The 20073-nt window shown below is 38.0% G+C and carries 20 protein-coding genes and 1 pseudogene; 6 read left to right on the top strand and 15 right to left on the bottom strand.

Going from position 1 to position 20073, the window contains the following annotated elements:
- Positions 1–12 precede the first annotated feature (12 nt).
- The 3 genes and pseudogenes from CFPU101_RS19880 to CFPU101_RS19890 form a co-directional block, all read right to left on the bottom strand.
- Complete coding sequence (locus CFPU101_RS19880) at positions 13–864, bottom strand: ABC transporter permease (RefSeq protein WP_206817066.1); 852 nt, start codon at positions 862–864, stop codon at positions 13–15.
- Positions 865–905: 41 nt separating this feature from the next.
- A pseudogene (gene dxr / locus CFPU101_RS19885) lies at positions 906–2101 on the bottom strand (1-deoxy-D-xylulose-5-phosphate reductoisomerase).
- A 62-nt stretch (positions 2102–2163) separates the two neighbouring features.
- Positions 2164–2880 (bottom strand): polysaccharide deacetylase family protein, encoded by a 717-nt coding sequence (locus CFPU101_RS19890; protein ID WP_242578122.1) that lies wholly within the window; start codon positions 2878–2880, stop codon positions 2164–2166.
- 153 nt (positions 2881–3033) lie between these two features.
- On the opposite strand from CFPU101_RS19890, the gene argC reads away from it, so the two are divergent.
- The 4 genes from argC to rimI all read left to right on the top strand — a co-directional run bounded on the left by argC (position 3034) and on the right by rimI (position 8004).
- Positions 3034–4092, top strand: coding sequence for an N-acetyl-gamma-glutamyl-phosphate reductase (gene argC / locus CFPU101_RS19895; RefSeq protein ID WP_206817067.1), 1059 nt, complete (start codon positions 3034–3036; stop codon positions 4090–4092).
- Positions 4093–4235: 143 nt separating this feature from the next.
- The gene (gene pcrA / locus CFPU101_RS19900; RefSeq protein ID WP_206817068.1) at positions 4236–6560 is read left to right on the top strand and encodes a DNA helicase PcrA; all 2325 of its coding nucleotides are present in this window, start codon (positions 4236–4238) and stop codon (positions 6558–6560) included.
- A 305-nt stretch (positions 6561–6865) separates the two neighbouring features.
- On the top strand, positions 6866–7297 hold the full coding sequence (locus CFPU101_RS19905) for a CAAD domain-containing protein (protein WP_206817069.1): 432 nt from the start codon (positions 6866–6868) through the stop codon (positions 7295–7297).
- Positions 7298–7389: 92 nt separating this feature from the next.
- Entirely contained in the window at positions 7390–8004 is a 615-nt protein-coding gene (gene rimI, locus CFPU101_RS19910) for a ribosomal protein S18-alanine N-acetyltransferase (protein ID WP_206817070.1), read from the top strand.
- Here rimI and CFPU101_RS19915 read toward each other — a convergent pair.
- From CFPU101_RS19915 to petC, 10 genes are all read right to left on the bottom strand, one after another.
- Positions 7935–8657: a Uma2 family endonuclease gene (locus tag CFPU101_RS19915; protein ID WP_206817071.1), complete on the bottom strand. Its 723-nt coding sequence runs from the start codon at positions 8655–8657 to the stop codon at positions 7935–7937. The two genes, rimI and CFPU101_RS19915, sit on opposite strands and share 70 nt — an antisense overlap.
- Positions 8658–8868: 211 nt before the next feature.
- Positions 8869–9405, bottom strand: a complete 537-nt coding sequence (locus tag CFPU101_RS19920; protein ID WP_206817072.1) for a DUF4330 domain-containing protein — start codon at positions 9403–9405, stop codon at positions 8869–8871.
- A gap of 71 nt (positions 9406–9476) precedes the next feature.
- On the bottom strand, positions 9477–10991 hold the full coding sequence (trpE, locus tag CFPU101_RS19925; protein ID WP_206817073.1) for an anthranilate synthase component I: 1515 nt from the start codon (positions 10989–10991) through the stop codon (positions 9477–9479).
- A gap of 113 nt (positions 10992–11104) precedes the next feature.
- Entirely contained in the window at positions 11105–11533 is a 429-nt protein-coding gene (locus CFPU101_RS19930) for a photosystem I reaction center subunit II PsaD (RefSeq protein ID WP_206817074.1), read from the bottom strand.
- A 159-nt stretch (positions 11534–11692) separates the two neighbouring features.
- On the bottom strand, positions 11693–12313 hold the full coding sequence (locus tag CFPU101_RS19935) for a class I SAM-dependent methyltransferase (protein ID WP_206817075.1): 621 nt from the start codon (positions 12311–12313) through the stop codon (positions 11693–11695).
- Between the two features lie 208 nt (positions 12314–12521).
- On the bottom strand, positions 12522–14000 hold the full coding sequence (locus tag CFPU101_RS19940; protein ID WP_206817076.1) for a rhomboid family intramembrane serine protease: 1479 nt from the start codon (positions 13998–14000) through the stop codon (positions 12522–12524).
- A gap of 104 nt (positions 14001–14104) precedes the next feature.
- The gene (locus tag CFPU101_RS19945; protein WP_206817077.1) at positions 14105–14311 is read right to left on the bottom strand and encodes a hypothetical protein; all 207 of its coding nucleotides are present in this window, start codon (positions 14309–14311) and stop codon (positions 14105–14107) included.
- A 71-nt stretch (positions 14312–14382) separates the two neighbouring features.
- Entirely contained in the window at positions 14383–15726 is a 1344-nt protein-coding gene (locus CFPU101_RS19950) for a cytochrome P450 (protein ID WP_206817078.1), read from the bottom strand.
- A 137-nt stretch (positions 15727–15863) separates the two neighbouring features.
- Positions 15864–16826, bottom strand: coding sequence for a cytochrome f (gene petA / locus CFPU101_RS19955; RefSeq protein WP_206817079.1), 963 nt, complete (start codon positions 16824–16826; stop codon positions 15864–15866).
- A 45-nt stretch (positions 16827–16871) separates the two neighbouring features.
- Positions 16872–17414, bottom strand: coding sequence for a cytochrome b6-f complex iron-sulfur subunit (gene petC / locus CFPU101_RS19960; RefSeq protein ID WP_206817080.1), 543 nt, complete (start codon positions 17412–17414; stop codon positions 16872–16874).
- A gap of 281 nt (positions 17415–17695) precedes the next feature.
- Between petC and CFPU101_RS19965 the strand changes: the two genes are divergently transcribed.
- On the top strand, positions 17696–18832 hold the full coding sequence (locus CFPU101_RS19965) for a tetratricopeptide repeat protein (protein WP_206817081.1): 1137 nt from the start codon (positions 17696–17698) through the stop codon (positions 18830–18832).
- A 3-nt stretch (positions 18833–18835) separates the two neighbouring features.
- Here the strand turns inward: CFPU101_RS19965 and CFPU101_RS19970 are convergent, their stop codons facing one another.
- A complete protein-coding gene (locus tag CFPU101_RS19970; protein WP_206817082.1) occupies positions 18836–19186 on the bottom strand; it encodes a DUF5615 family PIN-like protein in 351 nt (116 codons plus the stop codon).
- Positions 19187–19188: 2 nt separating this feature from the next.
- Positions 19189–19518, bottom strand: a complete 330-nt coding sequence (locus tag CFPU101_RS19975) for a DUF433 domain-containing protein (RefSeq protein ID WP_206817083.1) — start codon at positions 19516–19518, stop codon at positions 19189–19191.
- Positions 19519–19600: 82 nt separating this feature from the next.
- On the opposite strand from CFPU101_RS19975, the gene CFPU101_RS19980 reads away from it, so the two are divergent.
- Positions 19601–20047, top strand: a complete 447-nt coding sequence (locus tag CFPU101_RS19980; protein ID WP_206817084.1) for an NADAR family protein — start codon at positions 19601–19603, stop codon at positions 20045–20047.
- The last annotated feature ends 26 nt before the right edge of the window (positions 20048–20073 follow it).

Below are 20073 nucleotides of genomic sequence, written 5' to 3' on the forward strand. Positions count from 1 at the left end.
CTACACCTAAATTTATAGAACATCAGCAAAAGCTGGACGTAATTTTCGATAGATGGTAAGTCCAAGGATAAAAATAATAATAGAAATTAGCCAAAGCACTCCCCATTCTCGCCAATGTTGGATTGAACCAACTAAAATTAATTCTCGATAAATTTCAGATAAGGGGGTCATGGGATTAAACCAATTAATAAACCAGCGAAAGCTCTCTGGAATAGCAGTAATTGGATAAATAATCGGTGTTAAATAAAACCAAAAATTTAAAATCACGGCTAAAGTTTGTGGAATATCTCTTAAAAAAACGGTCAAACCAGCAAATAAATAACCTAGTCCTGCCGTTAATAATAATTGAGGTATCCAAATTAAAGGCAAAAGAGCTAAAGTTAAAGGTAATTGATGAAAAATAAAAGCAACAGCAATAATTAAAGCCGCTAAACCAAATGAGGTTTCAATAAAGATTGATAAAATTGGAACAAGGGGTAATAAAGCGAGAGGAAAAACTACTTTTTTAACCAAATTGGTTTGATTAATAATTGAAGTCGTAGCTTGGTTGAGTCCCCCAGAAAATGCTAACCAAGGTAAGAATCCCGCAAATAACCACAAACCGAAGGATAAATGACTATTGGCAGCAATTCCAGTCACATTTGATTTAACCCTAAGAACAACTGAAAAAACATAAATATAAAGGAATAATTGGGATAATTGATTCAGTAATGGCCACAAATTTCCAATAATTGAGCCTTTGTAACGAGCATCTAAATCTCGTCTGACTAATACTCTGAGTAGATCATATTTAGTCCACCAATGCTCATTAATGGGTAATCGTCGCCGAACTCGACTAGCTTGATGTTTAATTGTTCCTAACAAAACTCACTCCTCTGATCTGGTCTTAGTCTATTTTTTGTAGTTTATCGAATTGCCACAATTTTAGGATCTTGATTTAACTGTTCACTAGCTCTGAGAACTTCTTTTCTAGCCCACCCGTCAGCATTTAAAATGTCCTCTAGTGTTGGTGTTGTCGTATTTTGTGAGATAAAACGATCGCACACTTTCTCAATTAACTTTGGAATATCTAAAAAGCTAATTGTTCCTCTAAAAACAGAGCAACTGCTTGTTCATTTGCAGCATTTAAGACCGCAGGCATCGCACCCCCTTCTCTTCCTGCTGCATAGGCTAACTGCATACAAGGATATTTTTGATGATCGGGTTCTTTAAACGTCAAATTACCTGCTTTAACTAAATCTAACCTCTCCCAATCGGTATAAATTCGTTCAGGCCAAGACAAAGCATACAACAAGGGTAAACGCATATCAGGCCAGCCTAATTGAGCTAGTACGGATGTATCTTGTAGCTCAATTAAGGAGTGAATAATACTTTGGGGATGAATAACAATATCGATCGCATCATAATCCATGCCAAACAGATAATGAGCCTCAATGACCTCTAAACCCTTATTCATCAGGGTTGCCGAATCGATGGTAATTTTGCGTCCCATTGACCAATTGGGGTGTTTAAGGGCATCTGAAACAGTAACAGAGGCTAATTTTTCGATGGGTAGATCCCGAAATGACCCCCCCGAAGCCGTTAAAATAATGCGTTTTAAACCACCTTTGGGAACTCCTTGTAAGCATTGAAAAATCGCTGAATGTTCCGAGTCTGCAGGCAATAATTTCACCTGATGCTTTTCGACTAAAGGTAGTACAACAGGCCCACCTGCAATTAAGGTTTCTTTATTGGCCAAAGCAATATCTTTACCTGCTTCAATGGCTGCGATGGTAGGCAGTAACCCCGCACAGCCAACAATTCCCGTGACCACACTTTGAGCATCACCATATCTAGCCACTTCGATCATACCCTCATCTCCTGTTAGAAGAATTGGAGTATAATCAAGGTCTGCAATGAGTGATTTTAGAGTAGGTAGATGAGACTCATTGCAAATTGCTACAATTTGGGGGCGAAAAGTCCGAATCTGTTTTGCCAGTAAATCTACATTATTTCCTGTAGCTAACCCAATTACCTGAAATTGCTCAGGGTATTGGGAGACAATATCAAGGGTTTGGGTGCCTATTGACCCAGTAGAACCTAAAATAGAAATTTTTTTCACTGCAAATTTAAGATAATTTTGAACTACAGAATACACCATTTAGGTAGCTTTTAGGGGAGTTCTTAAGAAGGACTATCCCATAATTCACTTAGCGTTACGACTCGATAGTTTTGTTCAGTGATGGTTTTTAGAATACTTTTAAGAGCGATCGCTGTATTTTCAGAACGAGTCGCGGTACCACCGTGTAATACTAGAATTGAGCCTGGAAAAATAAACTGTGACATATACCATGCAGTAAACTGAGGATGTTCTGACCAAGAATTGGTATCAAGGGGAATCATTGAACCCAATGCAAAACGAGGCTCATAGTCTGGGGTTTGTTTTAAGATTTCTAGCATTTTTTGATTATAAAAAGCTCGCCCTGGACGATACCAACGTAGCGGTTTACCACATAAGCGAGAAATACAGTCATGTGCTTGTTCGAGATGTTGCTGAAACTGTTCGGGATATTGTGCTGCAACAAGAAGATCTTCTAAACCATGATTACCAATTTCATGACCTTGGGCTAAGATTGTTTGTAAAAGCTGAGTTTCATGACAAAGATGATTACTGATCACAAAAAAAGTAGCTTTGGCTTTTTGAGTCGGATTGCTAATCGATTGATTATGAGTAGCGATCGCATTTAAAATTAGATGAGTCGATTGATCATTAGGTTCATTCGGTGTTGGGATATCATCGATCGTTAAAGCAACTATCCGTTGAGTTGTTTGTTTATAAAAAACCGCATCGGGAAAAAAACTAGCGACTTGAGTTAATAAAGCTTGTTGCAGAATAGTCAAGGTTGATTAATGATGAACAAAGACAGTTTACCCAACAACCCTAGCAAATCTTAGTAAAAAATTTTGATCCAAAATTCAGATTTAGTAATAGAATGCAGCCAAAGTGAGAGTTTTTAGTAAAATCTCACATATCACACGAAATACAAAAGAGATATGGGCAACCCAAAACGAGTACCAATAGGCATTGTCGGAGCTTCTGGATATGGTGGAGTCCAGTTAATTCGTCTACTGATGGAACATCCAGAAGTCGAAATCGTATATTTAGGTGGTGATAGTAGCGCGGGAAAACCCTACACTGATCTTTATCCCCATTTAATTCATAAAGTTAGCTTAAATGTTGAACCAATTGATGTAGATGTCATCGCCTCGCGGTGTGAAGTCGTTTTTTTAGGTTTACCCAATGGCATCGCCTGTGATCTAGCACCGATTTTAGTTGAAAAAGGGTGTAAAGTTTTAGATTTATCAGCAGATTATCGTTTTAAAGATTTAGAAACCTATACAACTTGGTATAAAAAAGAGCGAACCGACCAAACAATCGCCAAAAAAGCAGTTTATGGTCTTCCCGAACTTTATCGTGAAGAAATTAAAGCCTCATCTTTAATTGGTTGCCCCGGTTGCTATCCGACTGCGAGTATACTAGCTTTATCTCCTTTACTCAAACAAGGCTTAATTGTTCCAGAAACAGCGATTATTGATGCTAAGTCAGGGACATCGGGGGGAGGTCGTCAGGCGAAAGTTAATATGTTACTAGCTGAAGCGGATAACTCATTAGGAGCCTATGGAGTCGCCAAACACCGTCATACACCTGAAATTGAGCAAGTTTGTAGTGATTTAGCGGGACACGAAGTTAGAGTCCAATTTACCCCTCATTTGATTCCAATGGTCAGGGGAATTTTAGCGACAGTCTACGCGACGCTACGCGACCCAGGACTCGTCAGAGAGGATTTAATCACCATTTACGGGGCGTTTTATCGTTCTTCTAGTTTCGTCAAAATTCTGCCAAACGGGGTTTATCCGCAAACTAAATGGGCTGCTGGAACGAATTTATGTTACATCGGTATCGAAGTTGATCCGAGAACCGATCGCATTATTGTTATGTCTGCAATTGATAACTTAGTTAAGGGACAGGCAGGACAAGCGGTACAATGTTTAAATCTAATGATGGGTTGGGATGAAGCATTAGGATTACCTCAAATCAGTTTCTATCCATAACTAAGACAGTAAACAGTAAAGGATAATTCATTCACTGATGACTTATAACTGATGACTATAAAGGGTTTGGCCATCAAACCCTTCTTTGTTTCCTTGATCTCGTTAAGATTAGAAAGAGAAAGACGCAGCATATTGAAAGACTTATGGCCACTAATACGAGTTATTTAGATCAATTAAACCCCTCTCAACGTCGGGCTGTCGAACATTTTTGTGGGCCATTATTAGTCGTTGCTGGTGCGGGTTCAGGGAAAACAAGAGCATTAACCTATCGAATTGCTCATTTAATTCGCTATTATCAAGTTGATCCAGAAAATATTTTAGCCGTTACTTTTACAAATAAAGCGGCTCGTGAAATGAAAGAACGGATTGAAAAAACTTTCGCTCAAGAGTCGGCTTTAGAAAAATACGGACAACGCTTAGAATTATTAACCGAATATCAACAAAAACAGTTAACATCACAAATTTATAAAAACATCACTAAAAAGCTTTGGATCGGAACGTTTCATAGTCTGTGTTCTCGAATTTTACGTTATGACATCAATAAATACCGAGATGAAAAGGGACGAACATGGCAGCGAAATTTCTCGATCATGGATGAATCGGATGTCCAAAGTTTGATTAAAAATATTGTAACCAAACAGTTAAAACTAGATGATAAAAAATTTGATGCTCGTTCGGTACGCTATCAAATCAGTAATGCAAAAAATTTAGGTTTTTCACCTGATCAATATGCTTTAGAAAATCCTGATTATCGAGGTAAAGTAATTACAGAAGTTTATCAAGAATATCAAAATCAATTAGCGGCTAATAATGCTTTAGATTTTGATGATTTGATTTTAGTCCCTGTTCGCTTGTTTGAGCAAAATGAATCAATTTTAGGCTACTGGTATCATCAATTTAGACATATCTTAGTCGATGAATATCAAGATACAAATCGGATTCAGTATGATTTAATTCGTCTGCTTTCTACTAATGGCGAAACCAATAAAAAAGAATGGAAGTGGAAAGATCGTTCTATTTTTGTAGTGGGAGATGCGGATCAATCCATTTATAGTTTTAGAATGGCTGACTTTACAATTTTATTGAATTTTCAATCTGATTTTGGCGATGGACTATCCGATGATGATACCCGTACCATGATTAAACTAGAAGAAAATTATCGCTCTAGAGAAAATATTCTACAAATTGCTAATAAATTAATTGAAAATAATACTCAAAGAATTGAGAAAATTCTGAAAGCAACTAGAGGCTTAGGTGATACGATATTTTGTTATCGAGCCGATAATGAAGAAATTGAAGCCGAATTTGTTATTAATAAAATAAAACAACTAAAGAGAGAAAATCCTGAATTAAATTGGGGTAGTTTTGCCATCTTGTATCGAATTAATGCTCACTCCCGACCGTTTGAAGATGCGTTAGTACAAAGGAATATACCTTATACGATCGTTGGTGGTTTTAAATTTTATGATCGTCTAGAAGTCAAAGATGCTATAGCTTATTTAAAGGTGATTGCTAATCCATCTGATACTGTAAGTTTATTAAGAATTATTAATACACCGCGTCGTGGCATTGGAAAAACCACCATAGAAAGCTTAGTCACTGCTTCCCAAGAATTAGGGATACCTTTGTGGGAAATCTTAAGTGATGAAACTTCAGTCAACACAATTGCTGGACGGGCGGCTAAATCAATTAATCAATTGGTTCAATTATTACAAACTTTTCAAGCCCAAGTGGAAAGCCTTCCCGTAGCAGAGATTTTACTACAAGTCATGGAACAATCTGGCTACATTGCTGATTTAAAAGAAAAAGGAACCGAAGAAGCGAATAACCGTTTAGAAAACGTTTTTGAGTTGTACAATGCTGTGGTCAAGTTTAGTGAAGATAGTGAAAATAACAGCTTACAAGATTATTTAGCGACTGCTTCTCTCTCATCAGACTTAGATGACTTAAGTGAAGGACAAGAAAAAGTTTCTTTAATGACACTCCATTCTGCTAAAGGGTTAGAATTCCCTGTTGTTTTTTTAGTGGGTTTAGAACAAGGAACTCTACCTCATATGAGAAGTTTAGACGATCCTCTATCCATCGAAGAAGAACGCCGCTTATGTTATGTAGGTGTGACACGCGCTCAAGAACAACTTTTTTTAACTCATACCAAAGAAAGGTTTGTTTGGGGAAATCGTGAAAGCAAAATTCCCTCACAATTTTTACAAGAATTCCCTCAAGATTTAGTCACCAGTAACGTTAAGACTAAACCCCCTCAAAGTCGTCCAGTAACTACCACTCCGAGAAGTTATCAAACAAATAATGTATCTTGGGAAGTAGGCGATCGCATTTACCATACTATTTTCGGCGAAGGAGAAGTGACCCACATTTTAGCAGGTGGTAAGCGGGCAAGCATCGCCGTTAAGTTTTCAGGTGGTGGTCAAAAAATCCTCGATCCAACCATCGCCCCAATGGAGAAACTTTAGTCATTTTAAAGAAAGTGTATCTTAGTAATATCCTAAAAAAGACACTTAATCCACTTAGGATTACTTCGTAAGTTAGATCTATTCTCTGAAAGGATAAAGAATATCATAGAATATAAGCTTGCAGCAACAATAACTGAACATGAGTTGTCATATCAGTTAATTCTTAATAGTTGTTGAGAAAGATTGAGTAAGCTATCAAAACTGTCTGATAATATGAGCAAAGATAGGTACAGTCTGACATTTTAGACGACTGTCTGCTCTATACAAAAGAGTCAAACCTAACATTAAGGATCGGTCAAATAAATATGGAATCATTTAAACCCACGGAAACCAAACCCTCAATAAGACCCGATGCGCCTGGATCACTGACTAAACCCAGTACTACAGACCAGATCATCCAAGAGTACATTGCCCCAGTTTGGGAGTCAGTGCGAAACTATCTAGCTAAAGTTCCCGACTACATCGGTGAATGGTTTGCTCATCCTAGTAACAAAAAATTTCTCACTACTCTCGGTTTGATTGTCGGTAGTATTATTACCGTTAAGGTCATTCTGGCGGTTCTTGATGCGATCAATGATCTTCCGCTCATCTCACCTCTGATGCAATTAATTGGGTTAATTTACTCAGCTTGGTTTATTTATCGCTATCTCTGGAAAGCCTCTAACCGTCAGGAGTTACTAACTGAGATTGAAGCGTTAAGAGCGCAAATTTTTGGCGAAGAACCTCGCAATATTTAAGACCAAGCTTTTTCATTGCTAAAAGCCAAGTCATCTATCCTCATCTGCTGTTAGAGTGGGTGAGGACTCTTATTTAATAGGATGTTGCGTCGATGTCTCTTTTTCCCTTACATCTTCAAGTCGCCACCCTTGAACATCTACCCCAAATTGTTGAACTTGATCAAGTTTGCTTAGGTGGTCTTTGGACGCTAGACGGCTATAAAAGAGAGCTAGAAAGCCCTAATAGTAGTCTTCTAACCTTGTCTATTCCTCTTAACCCCAATTTAGACAAAATTATTGGTTGTGGCTGCTTTTGGGCGATTTTAGAGGAAGCACATATTACACTAATTGCCATTCATCCCGACTATCAAGGACGGGGTTTAGGTCAATTCTTACTCTATGCTTTACTCAAAGATGCAGTCGTTCGTCAGTTAGAACGAGCAACCCTAGAAGTTCGCGTCTCGAATAATGTTGCTATCTCCCTCTATCAAAAATTTGGTTTTCAAGTGGCAGGACGACGTAAAGGTTATTATCAGCAAACGGGGGAAGATGCTTTAATTTTATGGCGAGGTGATTTACATCAGCCTGAATTTAAAACACAATTACAACAGTGGGAGACCGAAATTAGCGATCGTCTGTTACGTGAACAGTTTCAAGTTTACCTTAATTCATTTGGCTCAATGCCTAATTCTCGTAATCTTTCTTCTAGTAATTCGGCTCGTCGTTGAGCCTCTTGAGCTTGTTGTTGAGCCTCTTGAGCCTGTTGTTGAGCTTCTTTTACTTGTTCTTCGAGAGTTAAATAACGCTTTCCGTGTTCGTCCATCCAATATACCCAATCATACTCTATTCCCAGATAGGTTGCTTTTTCTCGCATAATTCCGATACCAATTTCAGGAAACCAAACTGCCTCACCTTCTAGTAATTCATATTTTCCGTTGTTTAATTTATAGACTTCTAATTTTTGTTTTCTTTTTCGCAAAGGGTTATGAATGACATAGTAAAGTATCCCCATCTGTTCATAAAAGTCTTTTTTAGTGGTGTATTCCCCTCGTCTCGTTTGAGAAACCACTTCTAGGACTAAAATCGGTAGTTTTTGTTCTTCCCACAAAACGTAGGATAAGCGCAAGTCTGATTCAATCCACCGAGGCACACCGATACTCAAAAAACCATCGGGAATGATTGCAGGTTTATCTGGATCATAATAGATTCCCATATCGACCCCAAAAAACCAATCCCTTCTATCAGCCCAAATTGAGGCAAGCATGGCTCTGAGTAAATTAGGAAGATCATTCTGTAATTCGTTATCCACAGGGGTATCGTTAGTATGAGGTAAGTCTTTTGCTGTGGGTAATTTGCGGTTGCGATCGTATTGAAGAAGCATTATGAGCTACCCATTTTTCAGTCGTTGGATAATTCAATTTTAACCAATGAACTTAAATCAGATTTAATTTTATTAATGCTTTTATCTTAAGTTACTCTTACCTTGACTTTTGGCTTTAATTGTAGGCTTTAAAAATGTTTAGGCTGTTAGGGAATTTAATAAAAATGTAGAGAGGCAATACACTACATCTCTACATTTTTAATAAATAACCTTACTTCTTCGCCATTCTTCTAACATCAATGACACTGGAATTAAAATTATAATTATCGCCTTCTAACTCAAATAAAGTTCCGATTTTAACTTTTTGACCTCCGACAACCGCACCTGTCTCACTAATTTCAGCTTTGGCAGCCAGTGTCAAAATCATATCTTGGGAATAAGCAGACTCAGGACGTGGGTCGGGTTGTACTTTTACGCTACCATCAGGCTGAGGAACAAGAATATTACGAGGGAGTTCTCTAACTCTAACCACTTCTAATTCACCTGCTGGTTGATTCCGAATTACAATATTAGTTTTTTTATCAGTTTTAAATTGTTGAATTAAGCCATCAGGATTTAGTACACTTAATCCTTTAACAATAACATCGACTTCTATCGGTTCTGAGGGAACTTGAGCAATTGAACCTTTTCCAGATGTGCCAGGGAAAATAAAAATTCCTGTAATTACTCCTAGAATGACTAAAGCGGCTGCTAAGTCCAAAATATTCAACCTACCGAACAATCTACCTCTAGAATCTAAAAAGCTCATAGTAAATCTTTCTAAAAATTAAATTACACAAACGCATCAAGAACGCGTCTTTACTGTATCACGATCGCACTTTAACTTAAACGACGGATTGCTTCTAATAGACCCCGCGCTTTATTTAAAGTTTCCTCATATTCTTTTTCGGGGTCAGAGTCGGCGACTAAACCTGCACCCGCTTGTACAGAGACCAGATGATGATTATTGCCCATAGGACGAACAATCATTGTCCGAATGGTAATTGCACTATTTAACTGTCCTTCAAAGTCATAATAGCCGTATACACCCGAATAAGGCCCCCTTCTTGCGGGTTCGAGTTCTTTAATAATTTCCATTGCTCGAATTTTGGGCGCACCACTAACAGTCCCCGCAGGAAAACACGCCTTCAGTAAGTCCCAAGCGGTTTGATTTGGGTCTAATTCTCCGATTACATTACTCACAATGTGCATGACGTGAGAATAGCGTTCAATGACCATTAATTCATCAACCTTCACGCTTCCTTTAATACAAACCCGTCCTAAGTCATTGCGTCCCAAGTCTACTAGCATGACGTGTTCGGCGATTTCTTTGGGGTCTTGTAATAAATCTTCGGCTAAAGCGTTATCTTCTGCGGGTGTTTTTCCTCGGCGACGGGTTCCCGCAATAGGTCTTAAAGTCGCTTTCATGGCATTCGTTTCGCGTTCTGCTTTCACCATCACTTCAGGACTTGACCCGATAATCTGCCAATCGCCAAAGTTATAATAAGCCATGTAGGGAGAAGGATTAATCAGGCGCAACGACCGATAGAGTTCAAACGGGTTCCCTGCATAAGACGCGCTTAAACGTTGTGACAGAACAACTTGAAAAATATCACCCGCTTTAATGTAGTCTTTGGCTTTGAGTACATTGTCACAGAATTGTTGATGAGGGGTGTTGCTTTCGTAATGTAATGGGTTAGAAGGCGATGAATTGAATTCTAAGGCTTTGGCTGTATTGGGAAGTGGCAAGGATAATTTTAAAACCAGTTTAGTAATCCGATCGCAAGTTTCTTGATACACTTGTTCTAAATTAGTCTGATCTCCTCTCAAATCAGCATAAGCGATCGCCCAGATTTTGCGCTGTACTTGGTCAAAAATAATTAAATTATCAACCTGCATCCACACCCCATCAGGTAAATCATTTTCATCCGCTTGGTAAACAGGGACGCGGGGTTCTATCCACTGAATCAACTCATAACCCCAAAAACCGAATAAACCGCCGATACCTGGAGGAAGTTGCGGGAGTTGTACTGGATGAATGGGTTCTAAACAGCGCGTTAAAATCTCAAATGGATTTCCTTGAAAAACTTCTACTGTTCCATCGCGATGTGTGCGCGTCGTCTGATTTCCTTTCGCTTGTAATACCCAAACGGGGTCACATCCTAAAAAGCTGTAGCGTCCAATATTTTCTCCCCCTTCTACTGACTCTAGTAAAAAGCTATAAGGTTGTCCTGCACAAACTTTGTACCAAGCAGAGACAGGGGTTTCTAAGTCAGCGATCCATTCTTGATAAACGGGAATAAAGTTACCTTGTAAGCTCAGTTCTTGAAACTGCTCGAAGGATGGAAACATCATAAATTCACTGAAGAATAACAGTTATCAGCAATCAGCCATCAATAAACATTATCAGCTTTTGATGTCTAATGTTGACTGTTCACCGATAACTGAAATCACCTCGATTTTTTTAGTTATACATCTGGAGGGTACTTACCAGAAAACTTGAGGGTTGCTGGTTCAGGGTTTTTACCAATAGGTCTATCTTTTTTACCAACGTAAGGACGACCTTCATTAACTTTTTCAGGGAAAACGCCGTCAGCAGGATGAATGTATTCAACTTCACCATTAGGGAAAATACGGTAAATTTTGTAATTTTCCATTTTGGGTTTAAATCTCGTCCGTAATTGGCTTCCCATCGCAATACAGTATTCTTTGCGGGCTAAATAAAGAATGTTGTCGCCTTCATTCATAATAGCCGCGCCACCTGTAGGCATTTCAAAGACTTGCTCTTTGGGGCTTGTCCAAGTGATAGCATACTTTTCTTCAACATCGGCTTTAGTGAGTAAGCCGCCTGTGCTACCACCAAATTTCGGCAGTTGTCCGGTAAGCTCTTCTGGCATAGGATTCTTATTATTGAAATAAGTGTTTTAGGGCATCCTATCACTCAGGTAGCCATTCTCTATTAAGTTTGTCAAGAACTGTTACAAAAACGGGGACTTAGAGGCTAAAAGGCTTCATAGTTTGTAAATATACAACATCCTCATCATTGAGAAAAAGCTTTAGTTTTTATTACAGGTAGCGACCATTAATCCCCAAGATAGACCGAAACGCATTGTAGACGAGCGAGAAATCACAAAATTAGCATTTTTCAGAAAGTCATGGAATTCTTTCTGTGTATAACATTGTTGATGTGCTGGGTCAAAAATCTTGAGAAAAATATCTAATATTTGACAAAATAAAAAATCTTTACACCAATCTAAAATAATTACTTTTCCATTAGGTTTAAGAACACGTCTCATCTCTTCTAATACAGCCGATGGATGGTCAAAGTAATGAAATGAACTCGCACAAATAATTACATCAAAGCTAGAATCAGCAAAAGGTAAGTTGTCTGCACTCTTCACCTGAAACGAAACTTGTGAATAGTTCTTACATTTATCTTTAGCAATTTCTAGCATCTTCTCTGAAAAATCGATACCGACGATATGTTGTGTTGGAGACTCATTTAAAATTAATTTCTCAAATTCGCCAGTACCACAAGCAATATCTAGTACAGTTTCTTCTGGTGATATGTTTGACCAATCTTTGAGAAAGGTTAGCGTATTGTGTAGATAGTCTTTCCAACGTGAATCATAAAATTTAGCTAATTGATTGTATTGATTTTGTACTGGATTATTCATGATTTATTAGAATATAAAGAGCATTAATATCGCCAGTGATTAGGGAAAATAAAAGTTAATTTAGTTATCCTACACCACCGTGAAATTCATTTCACGGCTCATAGCATAAGTCCATTTTAATGAACTAAAATTTTTATGATTAGTCGGTTTTAATCGACTTGTGCTTTGAGACAAAGAATTTATTCTCTGGCAATCTTTAATCTAAAATTTATTTAACTACTTTACCAACTAAAAACAAACTAATCACTAAACCTAATAATAAACCCGTAGCATGACTGAGCATACTAATATGGGGCACAAAATAATCAAAAGTAAACTGTAGTCCAATCGTCACTATAATTAATTGAATTCGTTTAGCCGTAAATTTCGATTTAGTATAAAACCATTCTTTAATAAAAATAATGAATAAAGCTCCTAATAAGCCCATAATAGCCGCAGAAGCACCCATCAAAATATAACCATTTTGTTGAGTTTTCAACGATAAAATAGTATAAAGAATCATCGAACCAATCCCGCTAAACAGATAAATCAAAAGAAAACGGTAAAAACCGAGCGCAGATTCTACTAAACGACCTAAAATATATAAACCCGACATATTCGTTAATAGATGTAGCAAGCCAAAATGGAGAAAATTAGCAGTTATCACGCGCCACCATTGTCCTGCTAATACTGCTTCGGGAACTAATGCACCTAATTGATAGAGTCTTTCTAAATTCTCACTTCCTCCTGTTTTAATTTGCATTCCAAAAAAGGCTAAGTTAACGCCAATAAGTAGATAAGTTGCATAAGCTTTTCGAGTCTTACTAAAATTAAAAATTCTTGGATAAAATTCTTGATCGACTTCTAGTTTAATTTGATTGATTATTTGATATGATTCTTTATTTAAAATTTTCTCTGATTCAATATAAGGATGATCCAATCGCCAGTCGATCGCTTTCTTTAAAATAAAATCTTTTTGAGTCAAAAGTTCTGCTAAATTACTATAACTATAAGCTTTTTTCCCTGCGATCATTTGTGCTGTCCCTAGCCAAAATTGTTGTACAGATAATGGCAACTTTCTTAAAGGAACTTGTAATAATTGTCTAACTTGTAAAACTTGTCCACAAAATGCCAGCGCATACATTCGAGCTTGATAGACTTGTAGTGGGCTGCCATTTCGCTTTAAAAAGCCTTCAGTTTTCTGATAAATCTTCAGGAGTTTATTTAATTTTCCCGTTTCGCCTAATGCTCGTAAATAATATAATAATAAATCTGGCTCAGAAAATAAAATATTGTAAGGTAGATAACGCTCAATCCAATTTAAACCATTTTCCCAATCACCTTGAATATAAAAAGATAAAATTTGTGAATGATGATTATCGTCAGGAAAACTTTTCAGCAAATTCAAAGATTTCTCTAACTTTCCTTCTTTAGCTAGTGCTAAACTATAAATTAATTTAGGCTGCTGTAACCAACTATCAAAAGGATGTAGTAAACTTAATCCAGTCATCAAAATTTTAGCAGTTCTGTATTGTTGTTGAACCATTAATTTCTGATAAACAGAAAAGCCAATTTTAGGAATAATTAAAAAGAATATAACTAAAACTAATCCGATTACTCCTGCTGCTAAAGTATTAACTAATCTTAGCCCTAAAGTTAGTAATAAAATAAAACCGCTAACTAAAAGCCAACCCTTATTTTTAGGCAAAAAACGGATAAATTCTAAGAAATAAAGAAGACAAAAAAAGCAGACTGTGAGAAACAAAAAATCAGAGAGTTTCATTAGTGAGGAATGATTAAAATAAAGCTTAATTAAAAAACTTCGTCTTCTATTCCTTTCCACCATTCACCCAAATTCATGAGGTCTTGATGAAGTTCGGCTAATGCTGCCATATATTCTGCATCCGAAAGGGTAGAACGACGTTCTTGTAATTTTCTCATGCGTAATTGAACCAACATCCAAGGTTTAGAGATACTATTGGTTTCTTCGATATATTTAGCTAACTCATAACTATCCATGTTAAGTCTAGTTAATTTAAAATCTAAATTCTTTTATATTTTGAACGATTTTTGAAGTTTGTGCCGTGATTTTAATCCTTAAATTTGGTTTTTACTTTTAGCTTAAAGTTTGCTGGAGGTGCTAGAGTTAAACCGCGACGTACAGGTTGAAGCGGACGAGACGTGGTTAAAGTGAGTTCAAAACGAGAGACGATCGCAGCTAAAATTAATTTCATCTCTAACATTGCCAAACTCATCCCAATACAGCGACGGCTTCCTCCACCAAAGGGAAAGTATTCATAGGGTGAGTATTGACGTTGTAGGAAACGTTCAGGTTTAAAGGTCTTCGGTTCTGGATATAAATCTTCTCGTTGATGAACCAAATAAACACAAGGACTCAAAACAGTTCTTTCATTAAAATGATATCCCATCAAATCAAACGGTTTTTTCAGAATACGAGGAAAACCAATCATTGCAACAGGATAAATTCGCAGGGTTTCCGAACACACTGCACCTAAATAGGGAAGTTTGGCAATATCTGAAAGCGAGGCATTTTCACCTAAACTCGATAATTCAAAACGTAATTTATCTTTAACCGTAGGCAACGAATAAACCCAGTATAACGCCCAAGTTAGAGCCGATGCAGTTGTTTCATGACCTGCAACCAACATCGTCATCAACTCATCGTGTATTTCTTCATCTGTCATCGGTTTGCCATCTTCATCTTTTGTCGCTAGAAGTAGCGTCAGGATATCTTCTTTATCTAAATTATTTTCTTGACGACGTTCTTGAATCTCTCGTCTTAATAGTTCATCTACCTGTTGTTTATAGCGCAAAAACCGACCCCAAGGGCTAAAATTACCCCAGTCTTGGCGTAATTGAGGAAAAAACAACAATGCTGAAGTTAAAGGAGTGCTTAAAGTTTCCAGTAATATAGTCAGTAATTTCTTAAGTTGATCATAGCGTTGACCTTGCTCTAAGCCGAAAACGACTTGTAAAATCACTTGTAATGTCATTTCTTGTATATCGGTTCGGACGCGAATAATTTGTCCTTCCTGCCATTTAGCAGTGACTTGGTGAGCAATATTATCAATGATTTGATGATAAGCGCGGAGACGTTCTGCATAAAACGGTGGAATGAGTAATTTACGGTGTCGTTGATGGGCTTCACCATCTAGTAATGTGATTGAATTAGCACCTAGCAAAAATTTTAGAACTCCGTTTCCAGTACCAGAATCAAAACAATCTTTATCGGCTGTGAAAATCTCTTGTATTCCTTTCGGATGATTGACATAAATAAAGGGATACTCTTCACTGCCCACAGCAAAAATGTCACCAAACTGCTGACCGTACTGGTCTAAATATTGGACAGGACGAAAAACTAGATTAAACATCCGCAAAAAACGGGGCGATGTGGGGCGAGGCGGTAAAGTCATATTCAGTTAACAGTTATCAGTTAACAGTCATCAGTGAATCGGGTAAGCATTGCCTACCGTACTTCTCTAATATACAAAAATCTATAAATAAAGACAGGCGGTAGGCCTGTCTAAAAGAACGATATATGAAATTGATTTTAGAAATTCATTTCAGCTGCTTGAACTCTTTCTACTTGCTTTTTCTTAATGACAAGGAAAATTTGAGATAGCATAATTCCCGCAAGGAAGACCATTAACCAAGTGATACGCTGTGGGCTTTGTAAGACAACTTCAGTATCTTTTTGACCAAAACCACCGACGTTCGGGTTACTGGTGAGAGGGTCGCCCGCTTCAACGGTTTGACCTTCGGAAATAATTAATTCTGGCCCAACGGGAATCTTATCAACCACTTGACCATCTTTGGTATTGAGAGTAACTTCATAGCTACCGTCTTCTTGCTTGGTAATTTCAGAGACAGTACCCGCAGCAGAAGCTTTATAAACAGTATTATTGCTCGGTTCTCCAGTCGGATAAACTTGGCCACGTCCTCGGTTTGCCCCTAAATGAACTGAATATTTACCAAAGTGAATATTTTTATTTTGGGCGGGGTCTGGAGATAAAACGGGGAAAACAATTTCTTGATATTGCTCACCAGGTAAGGGGCCAACAATCACAACGTTTTCCATATCTTCTCGATAGGGTTGGAAATAAAGACCGCCTAATTTTTCTTGTAATTCTTCAGGAATACGGTCTGGAGGGGCGATTTTAAAGCCTTCGGGTAGCATTAAAACAGCACCGACATTTAATCCACCTTTAGAACCATCTCCTAAAACCTGTTGACTACTAAGGTCATAGGGGATTTTAACAACCGCTTCAAATACGGTATCAGGTAAAACGGCTTGAGGAATTTCGACCTCTGCAGGTTTTTGTGCGAGGTGACAGTTAGCACAGACAATACGTCCAGTTGCTTCTCTTGGGGTTAGTGGGGCTGTTTGTTGCGCCCAAAATGGATAAGCAGAGGCCGATTGAGGAAAGGTAAAATCGCTGATAACTAAAAAAGCAATTGTGGCAATGACCAGCAGTAATCTTTTGCGAATTGCGCCCAGAATAGGTGTTCTCATCTCTAATGTTTAATGAATTGACTTCACAACGTTATGTAACAATTATTAAGCCCACCAGGGGTCTTCGTTGGTGCGAAAATCGGTTTCTGTCCAATTAGTAAAGACAACTTTATCATCTTCTGTCACGTCAGCATGAACTAACGCTAGAGACAAAGGTGCGGGGCCGCGTACCACTTTTCCTTGTGCGTTGTATTGAGATCCATGACAAGGACACATGAATTTATCTTCGCTGGCATTCCAAGGAACAACACAACCTAAGTGAGTACAAACGGCGTTGATCCCATAATTAGCAATGGTTTTATCGTTTTCAACAACCAAATAAGTCGGGTCGCCTTTTAAACCTTGGGCTAATGTGCGATCGCCAGCATTGTGATTCGCTAAAAATTCACTGACTTTAATATCGTTGCCGAGTGCGTCTTTAGCGGTTAGTCCACCACCTGTACCACCCGAAGACGGAGGAATGAAGTATTTAACAACAGGATATAATGCTCCAGCTGCAACACCTGAAATGGTGCCGAAGGTGAGCAAATTCATAAATTGACGACGACCTAAATCAGGTACATCCGATGAACCAGAAGCTTGTGCCATAATTGATCGATATAATTGTTAACTTTTGTAAACCTTGAGAAATCAATTTCAGAATTATTACCGCGGAAGGCGGTCATCGCAGGCAATGCCTTCGCAAGGCAGTGTACCGATGACATTTCTGAGAGATTTAGTCATGTTGTTGTTAAAAAGGTTTACAACTACTGTTTTAAATTATTACAGAAAAAGGACAGCTTCTAGAGACGGCATCAAAAAGCTTCTCGAACAAGAAGACACTTGATTCGCTAAACTATTGTAGTGAGAAAAAAAGAGATAACAATAGAATGCAGGGACTACTTAGTCGGTTATGGCAATGGCTAAAACGCTTATTTGGTCTAGACAAAACATCTAGCAAAAGAAAACTAGCCCAAGAGTTACCCCCCTTAAGCTCCACAGATTACGAGTTTTTGTACATGGAATTACTCGAAGGTATTGCTCATGGTTGGCACGAAGGACGAGTTTTAAAATTCTTTCATACCCTCGATCATCGCAGTCGCCCCAGAGATTGGGTAACATGGCTGGAAGGCTATGGTAAAAAAGTACTATCTTCCTCAGCACCGAATCAAATCTTAGCCGCCCGTATGATGCGTTTAGGCGAGTTAGCCCAATCTTTCCCCGAAATTGAACAAATTGGCGTAATTTCTTCTAAAATCGGGCGTGAACTCTATGCTAAAACCGCAGAAAACCTCGTATGGGAATACGATGGGCCAGATGGAGCCGAGCAAACGGTAATTGCTGACTTTCCCATCCCTGAAAAAATCGATACATCAGGTGAAGTCGTACCAGAAACCCTAACCCTAGACGAATTATTAGCCCGCTTACAAGATGATCCCGAATTAGCGCGGATGATGGGTGAGCAGTTGGGGATTGAAACGACTGATCCTGATACGATTATTAGAACTTTGGTTAATCAATTTGAATCATCCCAACTTCAACCCAATAATCATGATCCGCTTCCTCAAACCGCAGATGAGTGGTTTGAGCGCGGTATGAAACTTGCAGAAGTATCTGACTGGGAAGGTGCGATCGGCTGTTGGGATCAATCGTTGGCTTTAGAACCCGATTCCGCCCAAACATGGCATAATCGTGGTAGTGCATTAGGAATGTTAGGACGTTTAGAAGAAGCTTTAGTCAGTTTTGATTATGCGATCGCTTTAGCTCCAGAAGATCCTCAAATCTGGAATATACGAGGAAGTGTCTTTTATAATTTAGAACGTTGGTCAGAAGCCTTAAAATGTTGGGACAAAACCTTAGAGTTAGACCCAAATTATTACCCTGGTTGGTATAACCGAGGTTGTGTCTTAGAGATATTAGAACGTAAAGAAGATGCAAAAGCCTCCTATCAAAAAGCCTTAGACATTCAACCCGATTTTGAGGTCGCTAGAGCGCGTTTGAATGATTTATTAGAGGGCAAAAGTTAATTTTTAAAGAGGAAGATAAAAAATTTGCCCTTCTAGCTCATACTCTAAACAGCATTCTACCACTAACAAAATATCTTCCAGAACACGTCCAATAGATTCATTTAAGCCTATTTCAATTACTCCAGGCATAGACTTATCATCTGCTAATCGCTCATAAGCATAACGTGTAATTGTTGCTACATCATGAGTCCGCAAAATTCTATTTTCTTGGGCTGCCCATTCTAATATTATTGGATCATCTTCACCTGATAAGCCTATATCTTGAACCCGAACAATATCAAGATTAGGTTGACGACGTAGCAACCCTCTAACAATAGTATTATCAAAATTTTCATCGGCTAACAATTTAAGCATATCTATTTCAATGCTTGACGTGCCTTAAGTCTATCCCGTAATTCTTGAGCCGAAAATTTAGCTTCATTGACCTTCCGAATTTCTTGTGCTTGTTGTTGCCTTTGCTCAAGATAAAATTCAACTTCTTGTTGATGATTAAGATAGTAAGCAATCGTCGCGTATATATCAGCTAATTTAAGAGATGGATAACGGTAAGCGATTTCTTCTGCTGTTAAACCTTGTTTGAATACAGTTACCAAAGTATCTAAAGTTACACGGGTTTGAGCAATGATAAACACACCATCAGCATTAACTTTCAAAGGTGGAAATTCAGGAACAACTGCTAAAGTCATATCGATAATCCATACTACTTGTATAATATTTTAGCGATTTTGGGCAAACTAATAGAGTATTAAGTAATCAGGATAAATAATAATGGGTGAACCAATCAAGTTTTATCATACAGATCGACCGTATGGCTTTTTTTCTAACTTTTCTCGCCATGCAATTTATCTAAAAGGCAAAATTTGGCCAACATCAGAGCATTATTTTCAAGCTCAGAAATTTGTAGGAACCGCAAAAGAAGAAGAAGTCCGTTTAGCAGAAACCCCAGGAGATGCGGCTAAAATTGGACGCGATCGTAATAATCCTTTGCGTTCTGATTGGAATGCTGTAAAAGAAGATATTATGAGCGACGCTCTTTATGCTAAATTTACGCAACATCCTGATTTAAGAGCCAAACTTTTAGAAACAGGAAATGCTACATTAATTGAACACACCAAAAATGATAACTACTGGGGTGATGGTGGTGATGGCAGTGGAAAAAATCGACTTGGGATTTTGTTGATGGAAATACGTGATCGTATTCGCAACGAGCTTTGATATACATTAGACCTCTTGCAAAAGTC

Source organism: Chroococcus sp. FPU101 (assembly GCF_017312365.1).
Taxonomy (GTDB): domain Bacteria; phylum Cyanobacteriota; class Cyanobacteriia; order Cyanobacteriales; family Microcystaceae; genus Chroococcus.